This is a genomic window from Actinomadura montaniterrae (genome assembly GCF_008923365.1).
In the GTDB taxonomy this organism is placed as follows: domain Bacteria; phylum Actinomycetota; class Actinomycetes; order Streptosporangiales; family Streptosporangiaceae; genus Spirillospora; species Spirillospora montaniterrae.
Map to the genome: position 1 here is coordinate 1 of NZ_WBMR01000268.1, position 11,822 is coordinate 11,822.

Here is an 11,822-nt window from a genome sequence, read left to right on the forward strand (position 1 = left end):
GGGCGGGACCGGCCGCCGACCGCGAGCGCCGTCGCCGCCCGCTACGAGCCCGGCCCCCGCGTGCTGACCTGGGCGCGGGCCGGGCACCCGCCACCGCTGCTGGTCCGCGACGGCGCCGCCGCGCTGCTGGAGGCCCCCGAGGGCGTGCTGCTCGGCGCGCACGACGCCCCGGACCTGGCGTCGGTCATCACCCGGCTGCACCGCGGCGACCTGCTGCTGTTCTACACCGACGGGCTCGTCGAGCGCCGCGACCGCGACCTCGCCGACGGGTTCCGGATGCTGCTGGCCGCCGCCGCGGCGCGGCCGGGCGCCGGGCCCGACGCCGTCATCGACCACGTGCTGCGCTCGCTCGGCGCCGCCAACCCCGACGACGACACCTGCGTGCTCGCCGTCCAGGTCACCTGAGCCGCCGAGACCCGGGGAGGCGCGTCCCGGCGTCCTGCCGTGGCGCCGCCGGGATGTCGGGGGCGCGTGGGAGCATGAGGCCATGAGCGGGCTGATGCTGCTGGACACGCCGTCGTTGTACTTCCGCGCCTTCTACGGGGTGCCCGAGTCGGTGACGGCGCCGGACGGCACGCCGGTGAACGCCGTCCGCGGGCTGATCGACATGATCGCCCGGCTCGTCCAGGACCGCTCCCCCGACCGCCTCGTCTGCTGCATGGACGCCGACTGGCGGCCGGCGTTCCGGGTCGAGGCGCTCCCGTCGTACAAGGCGCACCGCGTCGCCGAGGACGGCGGCGACCAGACCCCCGACGCGCTCGAGGCGCAGCTGCCCGTCATCGACGCCGTGCTGGACGCGTTCGGGCTGGCCCGCGCCGGCGTCCCCGGCTACGAGGCCGACGACGTCATCGGCACCCTCGCCGTGCGGGGCGCGGCGGACGGCCCGGTCGACATCGTCACCGGCGACCGCGACCTGTTCCAGCTCGTCGACGACGCCGGCCCGGTGTCGGTGCTGTACACCGCGCGCGGCATCCGGAACCTGCAGGTCATGGGCGAGGCGGAGGTGGCGGCCAAGTACGGCATCCCCGGCCGCGGCTACGGCGACTACGCGACGCTGCGCGGCGACCCCAGCGACGGCCTGCCCGGGGTGCCGGGCGTCGGCGACAAGACCGCCGCCGCGCTGATCACCCGGTTCGGGTCGGTCGACGGGATCCTGGCGGCGCTGGACGCGGGGATCACCGACGGGTTCCCGGCGGGCGCCCGCAAGCGGATGGAGGCGGCGCGCGACTACCTGGCGTCCGCCGAGACCGTGGTGCGGGTCGTCACCGACATCGACGCGCCGGAGCTGGCGAAGCTGGACGACCGGCTGCCCGCCGAACCGCGGGACGCCGAGGCCCTCGTGGAGCTCGCCGACGCGTGGAACCTCTCCAGCCCCGTCAACCGGCTGCTGAACGCCCTGTCCCGCTAGCCCGCCCGCCCCGGCCGGTCCCGGACCGCGCCGGTCCCGGACCGCGCGCGGGGCCCGGACGGCGCGGGCCCGGAGCGCGCGGGTCTCGGGGCGGAGAATTCTCGGCTGCAATTTTCCCCGAAAGTGTCAGATGACGCAGACGCGGTGCGCCCGCGCGCGCAGCATGTGGATCAATGAGGGGTTCTCCTAGGGACATGCGGAGAGCACGCACGCCGCCGCGGGACGGGCGATGACGGCCGTCGACCGGGCACCGGGTCCGGCCGCGGCGGCCGCACGAGCGGACCGGTATCCGCGGCACTGGGCCTCACCGCCCCACTCCCCCCATCTGCCGCGGGTACCGGTTCACCATGCGGCGCGCACCGGCGCGCGCCCGTCCGTCCCGACCCGTGAGCCCCGCGGGGCTCGGAAAGCCGGCACCCCGTGAACACCAGGACCCCACCCCGCGGCCTCGCCGCGCCCTCCCCGCCCGGCGGCGACGGCTTCTGGGCCGAGCTCGACCCGGCGCAGCGCGCCGCGCTGCAGGCGGCGGCCCGCCCGCGCAACTACCCGGCGCGGGCGCCGCTGTGCTACCAGGGCGAGGACTCCGACCACATCATCGTCATCCGGTCGGGCTGGGCGAAGGTGACGTCCACGACGCCGGACGGCCACGAGGTGGTGCTGGCCGTGCGCGGCCCCGGCGACCTGGTCTGCGAGAGCGCGGTGCTCGGCAGCCGGCACCGGTCGGCGACGGTGACGGCGCTCACCCCCGTCCGCGGGCTGGTGGTGCCGGCCGCCCGGTTCACCGCGTTCCTGGACGCCCACCCGGCGGCGTGGCGGCTGGTCAGCGGCACGTTCGTGCGGCGCCTCGACGAGGCGGGGCGGCGCGTGCAGGCGAACGTGTCGGCGCAGGGCCCGCGGCGGCTGGCGATGCTGCTGGCGCATCTCGCCGAGCTGTCGGCGGCGTACGCACCGCCGGCCCCGGACGGGTCGGTGGACATCGGGCCGCCGCTGTCGCAGGAGGAGCTGGGCAGCTGGATGGACGCCTCGCGCGAGACCGTCGCCCGCGCCCTCGCGGTGCTGCGCCGCGCGGGCCTGGTCCGGACGGGCCGCCGGCGGATCACCGTGGTGGCGCCGGGGGCGCTCCGCGCGTTCGCGCGCGACCCCGCCGAGTGACCGCCTGCGAGCCTGCCGAGTGACCGGCCCGGCGCCTTTACATTGTAGATCACAAAGACCCGGGCGGTGCCGGGGCGGTGAGCGGCGGCGCAGGTCGGTGGCGCGGGTCAGCGGCGCCGGCGGCGGCGCGTGTAGTGCCGCCAGTCGCGGCCGGTGCCGACGCCCGCGAAGTGCAGCGACAGGAGCAGCAGGCCGAGGACGGTCAGCGTCCCGTTGTTGATGGCGTCCGACGAGACGTCGGCGAGGTCGAACAGCAGGGCGAGGGCGAAGACGATCGCGGCGACGATCGCGAGCATGGCGTCCTCCGGTGGGGGTTCGGGACGCGCCGGGCGTCCCGCGGGTACCGTCCCGATCACCGTTCGGGCGCCCGCGAAACGGCGCCCCGGTTTCGGACGCCCGAATCAGCCGCCGTCGACCTGTCCTGACCCCGGATCGTCGGCGAGGCCGCGGTACACGCGCAGCGCGTTGCCGCCGAGGACGAGCGCGACGGTCTCCTCGTCCAGCCCGAGGCCGGCGATCGCCCGCGCGTTGCGCGCGATGCCGGGGACGCCGGGCCAGTCGGTGCCGAAGACGAACTTGCGCGCCAACCGCTTCAGGTCGTGCCGCGCGTAGTACTCGGGGAGGCGGCGGGGCGGCAGCCCCGACAGCTCGATCCACACCTCCTCGCGGGACAGCGCGAGGAACGCCGCCGCGTCGTACCACCAGCCCCGCCCGCCGTGCGCCAGCACGAACGTCAGCCCGGGGAACAGCCGGAGCACGTCGTCGATCGGGGTCGGGTCGGCGTACCGGTTGGCCGAGCCGGGGAAGGAGCTGGTGCCGCAGTGCACGACGACCGGCAGGCCCGCGTCCCGGCACAGCGCGTACGCCGGGTACAGCTCCGGGTCGGCGACGGAGAACCCGCCGTGCACGGGGTGCAGCTTGAGCGCGACGGCGCCGAACCCGAGCTGGCGCTCCAACTCGGCGTCGATCGGGTAGTGCAGGTGCGGGTTGACGTTGGCGACCGGCTTGAAGCGCCGCGGGTTGTGCTTGAGCAGCGGCACCAGGTCCTCGATGGGCTGGTACCCGGTGGTCCTGGGGCTGTACTCGCACAGCAGCAGCGCGACGTCCACCCCCTCGGACGCGAAGTAGGCGTCGACGCGATCGGGGACGAGGGTGCCGGAGTCGTCGTAGAGGTCCTGCCAGGGGTGCGCGGAGCCGAACTCCTCGGCCCACTGCCGCCATGCCGGGGGCAGGGTCGGCAGCCGCGCGGTGTGGACGTGGGCGTCGATGAGCGGCCTTCCGTCGAGCATGTGCGCCTCCCCCGCGTCAGTCCCGGATCCGCTTGAGTTCGGCGGCGTAGCGGCGGCCGTTGGCGACGTACATCGCGACCGCCTCCGCGTGCCACTTCTCATCGATCCCGCCGGGCCTGGGCTTGGCGGGGACGCCGAGGGCGGTGTGCCCGGGCGGGACGACGGCGCCCTCGGTGACGACGGCGCCCGCCCCCACGACGGCACGGGTCTCCACGCGGACGCGGTTGAGCACGACGGAGCCGGACCCGATCAGGCACCGGTCCTCGACGACGCACCCTTCGAGGTGGACGTTGTGGCCGACGACGCACTCGGCGCCGATGACGGTCGGCCATACCTCGGTGGTGTGCACGACGGTGCCGTCCTGGACGGACGTGCGGGCGCCGACGGTGATCGGCCCGTAGTCGCCGCGCAGCACGGCGCCGGGCCAGACGGTGGCGCCCTCGCCGAGGGTCACCGACCCGATGACGGTCGCGCCCGGATGGACGTACGCGGTCGGATGGATGTCGGGGACCTGGTCTCCCAGCGCGTAGACGGCCATGCGGCGGAGCCTACCGGCCGCTCCCGGGCGGGCCGCCGCCGAGGGCGCCCAAGATCGTCGAGACCAGCGTCTCCGCGGCGTCGGCGGCGTCCAGGCGGCCCTCGTCCACCTCCAGCGCGGCGGCGTGCATCAGCGTGTAGACGGCGGTGACCTGCCAGCCGGGGGGCGCGGCGGCGGTGAAGACGCCCTCGTCGCGGCCGCGCCGCAGGAGGCGCTCGACGCGGGCGAGCACGCCGGCGTGCCGGTCGCGGACCCGTTCGGGGCCGAGCACCCGCAGCGCGACCGTCAGCACGGTCCGCTGCCGGTCCAGGACGCGCCAGGACGAGCGGACGAGGCGGGCGAGGGCCTCGTCCGCGCGCCCGGCGTCGACGTCGACGGCGCCGAGGACGGCGTCGGCGTCGGCCAGCGACCGGTCGAACAGGGTGTCCACGAGCGCCTCCCGGGACGGGAAGTGCCCGTAGAGGGTGACCCGCCCGACCCCCGCGGCCCGGGCGATCTCGGTCATGCTGGCCGAGGGGTCGCGGCCGAGGCGGGTGAGGGCGGCGTCGAGGATGGCCTCGATGTTGCGCTCGGCGTCGGCGCGGCGGCGGGTCGCGGAGGTCATGGGATCAGCGTACGGGCCGTCAGTGCGCGAACACCGGGCCGTCGCCGGGGCCGGGACGGCCCGGTGGCACGAGGACGAGCGCGAGCAGCGCGACGGCGGCGGCCAGTACGCCGAAGGCCGCGAACGCGGTGTGGAACCCGGAGGCGCCGTGCCCGCCGATGCTCGCGCCGGCCAGGGCTGTGGCGAGCGCGACGCCGAGGGCGCCGCCGATCTCGTGGCCGGTGCTGACGACGCCGGACGCCGGCCCGGCCTCGTCGTGGCCGATCCCGCTCATCGCGGTCGTGGTGGCGCTGACGAACCCGGCGCCCGCGCCGAGGGCCAGCAGCACGAAGCCCGGCACGACGTCCGGCCAGGCGTGGCCCCCGGCGGGGACCCGCGCCAGCAGCAGCACGCCCGCCGCCGCGATCGCGAACCCGGCGGCGGCGACGGGACGTCCGCCGACCTTGCCGGCCAGATGCGAGGCGAGGTGGGCGCCCACGATCGTGCCGACGGCGGCCGGAAGGAACGTCAGGCCCGTCTCCACCGCGGAGAAGCCCAGCAGGTTCTGCAGGTACTGCGAGCAGAGGAAGAACCCCGACAGCAGCAGCACGGACGCGGCCACCATGAGGACGTTGCCGGACGCGACCGTCCGGCGGCGCAGGAGCCCGAGCGGGACGAGCGGGGACCGGACGGTCCGCTCGATCAGCACGAACGCGGCGGCGAGCACGGCGGCGGCCCCGATCGGGATGAGCGCCGGTGCCGATCCCCAGCCGTCCTCGCCCGCCTTGACCAGCCCGTAGATGAGGGATCCGGCGGCGAGCGTGGCGGCGGCCGCGCCGCCCGGGTCCAGCGGGCGGCGCACCGGCGGGACGTGCGGCACGGCCGACGGCAGCAGCGCCAGCACGGCCAGCCCGACCGGGACGTTGACGAAGAACACCCACTCCCAGCCGGGACCGCTGGTGAGCAGCCCGCCGGCCAGCACGCCGACCGCGGCGCCGGTGCCGCCGACGGCCGCCCACACGCCGAGGGCGCGGTCGCGTTCGGGACCGTGGAACGTCGTGGTGACGATCGACAGGGCGGCCGGGGACAGCAGCGCCGCGCCGACTCCCTGAGCGGCGCGACCGGCGATGAGCACCCCGCCCGTCCCAGCGAGGCCGGAGACCAGGGACGCGGCGGTGAACAGCGCGAGCCCGAGCAGGAAGGCGCGCCTGCGACCCAAGGCGTCGGCGAGCCGCCCGCCGAGCAGCAGCAGGCCGCCGAAGCACAGCGAGTAGGCAATGACGACCCAGGTCTGGCCGCCGCGGCCGAGGTGCAGGTCCGCGGCGGCGGACGGGAGCGCGACGTTCACCACGGTGACGTCGATGATCAGCATGAACTGGGCGACGCACAGCAGGACGAGGGCCCGCCATCGGCGGGGATCCGCGGGCGGCGCGCCCGGGTGCGTGTGCGGCGGGCGCGTGTGCTGCGGGTGCGTGTGCGGCGCGTGTGTGGGCGCGGGGGGCGGCGCGGCCGGATGGTCGTGCACGGCGAACTCCTAACTCGAACATCATTGTTCGGGTTAGCGTAGCCCGCTCAGCACGAAACTTGAACAGGTTTGTTCGAGTTAGCCCCTCAGGCGTCCACCGACTCCTGCTCGTCCAGCCAGGACACGATGCCCTCCAGCGCGTCGCGGCAGCTCCCGCAGCCGGTCCCGGCACGGGTCCGCCGGGAGACCTCGTCGGCGGTGCGGGCGCCGTCCTGCCAGCAGGCGCGGATCTGCCCCTTGCTCACGTTGTTGCAGTTGCAGACCGTCGCCGCGTCCGGCATCCGGACCGGCGAGGCGGCCTCCGGCGCGCCGCCGAGCCCGGGGAACAGCAGGTCGAGGCGCTCGGACGGCAGCGGCGAGGCCCGGTCGTAGAGCTGGGTGAGCGTCCCGGCCGCGGACGTCTCGCCGAGCAGGATCGCGCCGATCAGCCGGCCGTCCCGGATCACCGCCTTCTTGTAGGTGCCGCGCGCCATGTCGCTGAACCGGACGACCTCCACGCCGTCGTCGTCGTCGCCGAAGTGCGTCTCCCCCATCGACGCCAGTTCGATCCCGGCCGCCTTCAGCCGGGTGATCTGCCGGGCGCCGGTGAAGCGCGCGGCCGGGTCGGTGCCGGCGAGCAGCCCGGCCAGCACGGTCGCCTGCTCCCAGGCGGGCGCGACCAGGCCGTACACCTCGTCGCGGTGCTCCGAGCACTCCCCGATCGCGCGGACGGACGGGTCGGTGACCGAGCGGAGCTCGTCGTCCACGACCACCGCCCGGCCGATCGCCAGGCCGGCGTCGCGGGCCAGCGACACCTCGGGCCGGACCCCGCACGACAGGATGACCAGGTCGGTGTCCAGGATCTCCCGCCCGCCGTCCGGGAGCGCCAGCTCGACTCCGGTGACCGTGCGGTCGTCGCCGGTGCCGGTGGTGCGCAGCCCGGCGACGTTCGCCTGCACGCGGGTGCCGATGCCGAGGCTCGCGAGCGTCCGCGCCAGCACCTTGCCCGCGGCGGGGTCGAGCTGGCGCTCCATCAGGTGCCCGGCCAGGTGCAGGACCGTGACCTCCAGCCCCCGGCCCATCAGCCCGCGCGCCGCCTCGATCCCGAGCAGGCCGCCGCCGACCACCACCGCGCTCTTCGCCGACTCGGCCAGCTCGGAGATGCGGCGGCAGTCGTCCAGGGTGCGGAACACCAGCGCGCCGCCGGGCAGCCCGTCCTCCAGGCCCGGCATCGGCGGGACGAACGCGGTGCTGCCCGTCGCCAGCACGAGCGTGCCGTAGCGGGTGACGGTGCCGTCGGAGGCGTGCACGGCGCGCGCCTCCCGGTCGACGCGGACGACCTCCACGCCGAGCCGGGCGTCCACCCCGTGCGAGGCGTACCAGGCCGCGTCGACCAGGCTGATGTGGTCGGGCCTGGTCATCCCGGCGAGGACGTTCGACAGCAGCACCCGGTTGTAGGGCCGCTGCGTCTCGGCGCCGAACACCGTAACGGGCACGCCGGGGTCGCGGGAGCGCAGCTCGCTGACGAACCGGGCCCCGGCCATCCCGTTCCCGACGACGACGATCCGTTCGCGGTTCACTTGACCTCCAGCGGGAGGAGCACGGGCTTGATCTGCTCGCGCTCGACCTCGAACTCGATGCTCGGGTCGGGGGTCTGCGGCGCGTTGACGAACGAGACGAACCGGCGGAGCCGGTCGGGGTCGGTGAGGGTGTCGCGCCACTCGTCGGAGTAGGCGGCCACGTGCCGCTCCATCGCGGCGTCCAGCTCGGCGCAGATGCCGAGCCGGTCGTCCACGATCACCTCGCGCAGGTAGTCGACGCCGCCGTCGAGGGCCTCCAGCCAGCTCGCGGTGCGCTGCAGCCGGTCGGCGGTGCGGATGTAGAACATCAGGAACCGGTCGATGGTGCGGATCAGCTCCTCGTCGGACAGGTCGGAGGCGAACAGGTCGGCGTGCCGGGGCCGCATGCCGCCGTTGCCGGCGAGGTAGAGGTTCCAGCCGTTCTCGGTGGCGATGACGCCGAAGTCCTTGCTCTGCGCCTCCGCGCACTCGCGGGCGCAGCCCGACACCGCCGACTTCAGCTTGTGCGGGGCGCGCAGCCCCCGGTACCGCAGTTCCAGCCGGATCGCCATCGCGACCGAGTCCTGCACGCCGTAGCGGCACCAGGTGGAGCCGACGCAGGACTTCACCGTCCGCAGCGCCTTGCCGTAGGCGTGCCCGGACTCGAACCCGGCGTCGACGAGCCGCTTCCAGATCTCCGGGAGCTGCTCGACGCGGGCGCCGAACAGGTCGATCCGCTGCCCGCCGGTGATCTTGGTGTAGAGGCCGAAGTCGCGGGCCACCTCGCCGATGACGATCAGCTTCTCCGGGGTGATCTCGCCGCCGGGGACCCGCGGGACGACCGAGTACGTGCCGTTCTTCTGCAGGTTGGCCAGGAAGTGGTCGTTGGTGTCCTGCAGCGCGGCCTGCTCGCCCTCCAGGATGTGCCCGTTGCCGAGGCTGGCGAGGATCGACGCGACGGCGGGCTTGCAGATGTCGCAGCCCCGGCCGCGGCCGTGCTCCTGGACGAGCTGGGTGAAGCTCGTGACCCGCCCGCCCCGGATGATGTCGAACAGCTCGGCGCGGCTGTAGTCGAAGTGCTCGCAGATCGCCTTGCTGACCTCGATGCCGGCGGCGGTCAGCTCGGCGTCCAGGATCCGCTTGACCAGCGGGACGCAGCTGCCGCAGCTCGTCCCGGCCTTCGTGCAGCCCTTCACGGCGGCCACGTCGGTGAGGGACTCCGCCGCGATCGCGCCGCGGATCGTCTCGGCGGTGACGTTGTTGCAGGAGCAGATGACGGTCGCGCCCGGAAGGTCGCCGCCCGCCGCCTCCGTCCCGCCGAACAGCATCTGCTCGGGGGCGCCGGGCAGGTTCCCGCCGACGTAGGCGCGCAGCGTCCCGTAGGACTCGGCGTCGCCGACCAGCACGCCGCCGAGCAGGGTCTTCGCGTCGTCGCTGACCACGAGCTTCTTGTAGACGCCGGCGACCGGGTCGGTGTAGGTGACGCCGAGCGCGCCCTGGTCGGGGCCGGCGAACGGGTCGCCGAAGCTGGCGACGTCCACGCCCATCAGCTTCAGCTTCGTCGACATGTCGGCGCCCTCGAACGCCGCGGTGCTCTCGGGGTTGAGCAGCCGGTCGGCGACGACCTCCGCCATGGAGAAGCAGGGCCCGACCAGGCCGTACACCGTCCCGCCGACGAGGGCACACTCGCCGATCGCCCAGATGGCCGGGTCCTCGGTGCGGCAGGACGCGTCGACGACGATCCCGCCGCGCTCCCCCACCGGCAGGCCGCAGCCGCGGGCCAGCTCGTCGCGCGGCCGGATGCCCGCGGAGAACACCACCACCTCGGCGTCGATCCGCCGCCCGCCGGCGAGCGCGATGCCCGCGACGGCGCCGTCCGCGCCCGCCTCCAGCCGCTCCATCGGCTCCCCGGCATGCACGGCCATGCCGAGGGCTTCGATGTGGCGGCGGAGCATCGCGCCGCCGCCCTCGTCCAGCTGGCGCGGCATCAGCCACGGGGCGACCTCCACCACGCCGCTGCGCAGCCCGAGCCCCTGGATCGCGCGGGCCGCCTCCAGGCCGAGGAGGCCGCCGCCGACCACCGCGCCGGTCTCCCGGCCGCGCGCGTACTCGCGGATGGCGTCCAGGTCGTCGATCGTGCGGTAGACGAACACGCCGGGCAGGTCCCGGCCCTCCACCGGCGGCACGAACGGCGCCGACCCGGTGGCCAGCACCAGCGCGTCGTAGCCGACGGTGCGTCCGGCCGAGGTCGTCACGGTGCGGGCGGCGCGGTCGATCGCGGTGACCTGCTCGCCGGTGACGACGGAGACCTCGCCGCCGTGCGCCGGGTAGGCGAGGTCGGCGCCCTCCAGGTGGGTGGTCAGCGCCACCCGGTCGTAGGCGGTGCGAGGCTCCTCGCCGATGACGGTGACCGTCCACGTCCCGGCGGCGTCGCGCTCGCGCAGGGCCTCCACCAGGCGGTGCGAGGCCGGTCCGTGGCCGACCACGACCAGGTGCATGTCCGGTTCGTTGCGAGCTCCCATGCCTTGATCCTCGGAAAGCCTTATTTCTCGTATGGGTCCCGAACGTCACCCCCGCGTTAACTGGCACTCACACCCGCGGCCGGGCCTCGGCTAACACGTCCGGACGCGCCGGGCCCGCCGGGGGCGGCGTCCGGGCGGGCCGGATCCGGGTCCTTCGCGGGGGCACAAACGCGGGCGGACGGCGCTGGGCGTCCGCACAAATTTTCGGTTTCCCGTCCATATGCATTCATTTCGCCGCCTTCTTGGCGGACGATGTGCGGACCGGGCGCAGCGCCCGGCGATCGGGGACGAGGGAGCAGGAACGACGAGGAGGCGGCATTGCGCAACGTCATCGGCATGGTGTTCACAGGTCTGGGCGCGTTCCTCCTGATCACCGCCGTGCTGGTCCGCTTCTACGTCGCCCCCCGGCTGATCGCCGCGCCGACCGACGTCTACCAGGTCACCCGGCTGCGCGCCGACAACGCCACCTACTTCGACGCCGCGTCCGCCAAGCAGGTCACCGGCGCGACCGTCGTCGCCACCAACACCGTCCGGGGCGACGTGACGTCCTCGCACGGCGACGTCGCCGTCTGGGACTCGGCGACGATGATCCAGGACGTCACGCGCGGCACCACGATCGAGATCCAGAACCAGCGGGTCGCGTTCGACCGCCGCACCGGGCTGCTCACCGCCTGCTGCGGCGCGTCGGTGGACGGCGACGTGTCCGCGCGCCAGTCGGGGCTCGGGCTGTTCTGGCCGGTGAACGCCACCAAGAAGGACAAGCCGGTCTACGACCCCGCGACGCGCCGGGCCTGGCCGGCCGTCTACGCCGGCAAGGAGCGGGTGCACGGCATCGACGCCTGGCGGTTCGTCCAGCACATCCCGAACACCAAGGTGCAGGGCAAGCCCCTGCCGGACGTGCCCGGCGAGCTGCTCGGGCGCGCGAAGGGAAGCCCCGCGGTCCCGGTCGACCGCTACTACCAGGCCGACGCCACGTACTGGGTGGATCCGCGCACCGGCAACCCGATCGACCAGGAGCAGAGGGTGCTGTCCACGCTGCAGCCGAGGAGCGGCCCGGGCCGCCTCGTGGTGGGGCAGATGGACCTGCGGATGACTCCGGAGTCGCAGAAGTCCCTGCAGGACAAGTCGGACGACGGCGCGTCGAAGATCAACCTGCTGCGGATCGCCGTCCCGGTCGGCGCGGCGGCGGTCGGCGCGGCGCTGCTTGCGGCCGGGGCCGTCGTCGGCCGGACCGGGCGCCGGCGCCCGCCGCGCAGCCGGCAGCGCG

Annotated in this window: 11 protein-coding genes; 4 read left to right on the top strand and 7 right to left on the bottom strand. The window is 74.8% G+C overall.

Annotation, left to right across the window (positions count from 1 at the left end; translation table 11 throughout):
* The 3 genes from F9B16_RS44580 to F9B16_RS44590 all read left to right on the top strand — a co-directional run.
* Window positions 1-405 (top strand): PP2C family protein-serine/threonine phosphatase (locus tag F9B16_RS44580; protein WP_151546324.1); only part of this gene is annotated, 405 nt, incomplete at its 5' end.
* Window positions 406-487: 82 nt separating this feature from the next.
* Window positions 488-1,408 (top strand): 5'-3' exonuclease, encoded by a 921-nt coding sequence (locus F9B16_RS44585; protein ID WP_151546325.1) that lies wholly within the window; start codon window positions 488-490, stop codon window positions 1,406-1,408.
* Window positions 1,409-1,828: 420 nt separating this feature from the next.
* Complete coding sequence (locus tag F9B16_RS44590) at window positions 1,829-2,560, top strand: Crp/Fnr family transcriptional regulator (protein WP_151546326.1); 732 nt, start codon at window positions 1,829-1,831, stop codon at window positions 2,558-2,560.
* Window positions 2,561-2,667: 107 nt separating this feature from the next.
* Here F9B16_RS44590 and F9B16_RS44595 read toward each other — a convergent pair whose 3' ends face one another.
* The 7 genes from F9B16_RS44595 to nirB all read right to left on the bottom strand — a co-directional run bounded on the left by F9B16_RS44595 (window position 2,668) and on the right by nirB (window position 10,555).
* On the bottom strand, window positions 2,668-2,856 hold the full coding sequence (locus F9B16_RS44595) for a hypothetical protein (protein ID WP_151546327.1): 189 nt from the start codon (window positions 2,854-2,856) through the stop codon (window positions 2,668-2,670).
* A 105-nt stretch (window positions 2,857-2,961) separates the two neighbouring features.
* Window positions 2,962-3,849, bottom strand: a complete 888-nt coding sequence (locus F9B16_RS44600) for an amidohydrolase family protein (RefSeq protein WP_151546328.1) — start codon at window positions 3,847-3,849, stop codon at window positions 2,962-2,964.
* A gap of 16 nt (window positions 3,850-3,865) precedes the next feature.
* Window positions 3,866-4,387 (bottom strand): gamma carbonic anhydrase family protein, encoded by a 522-nt coding sequence (locus F9B16_RS44605; protein WP_151546329.1) that lies wholly within the window; start codon window positions 4,385-4,387, stop codon window positions 3,866-3,868.
* Between the two features lie 10 nt (window positions 4,388-4,397).
* On the bottom strand, window positions 4,398-4,991 hold the full coding sequence (locus F9B16_RS44610; RefSeq protein WP_151546330.1) for a TetR/AcrR family transcriptional regulator: 594 nt from the start codon (window positions 4,989-4,991) through the stop codon (window positions 4,398-4,400).
* Window positions 4,992-5,010: 19 nt separating this feature from the next.
* On the bottom strand, window positions 5,011-6,495 hold the full coding sequence (locus F9B16_RS44615) for an MFS transporter (protein WP_225992495.1): 1,485 nt from the start codon (window positions 6,493-6,495) through the stop codon (window positions 5,011-5,013).
* 86 nt (window positions 6,496-6,581) lie between these two features.
* The gene (locus F9B16_RS44620; RefSeq protein WP_225992496.1) at window positions 6,582-8,054 is read right to left on the bottom strand and encodes an FAD-dependent oxidoreductase; all 1,473 of its coding nucleotides are present in this window, start codon (window positions 8,052-8,054) and stop codon (window positions 6,582-6,584) included.
* The gene (nirB, locus tag F9B16_RS44625) at window positions 8,051-10,555 is read right to left on the bottom strand and encodes a nitrite reductase large subunit NirB (RefSeq protein WP_318839292.1); all 2,505 of its coding nucleotides are present in this window, start codon (window positions 10,553-10,555) and stop codon (window positions 8,051-8,053) included. The genes F9B16_RS44620 and nirB overlap by 4 nt, the downstream gene beginning before the upstream one ends.
* 318 nt (window positions 10,556-10,873) lie before the next feature.
* Here nirB and F9B16_RS44630 point away from each other — a divergent pair.
* The coding region (locus F9B16_RS44630; RefSeq protein ID WP_192809299.1) for a DUF3068 domain-containing protein at window positions 10,874-11,822 on the top strand (949 nt) is incomplete at its 3' end.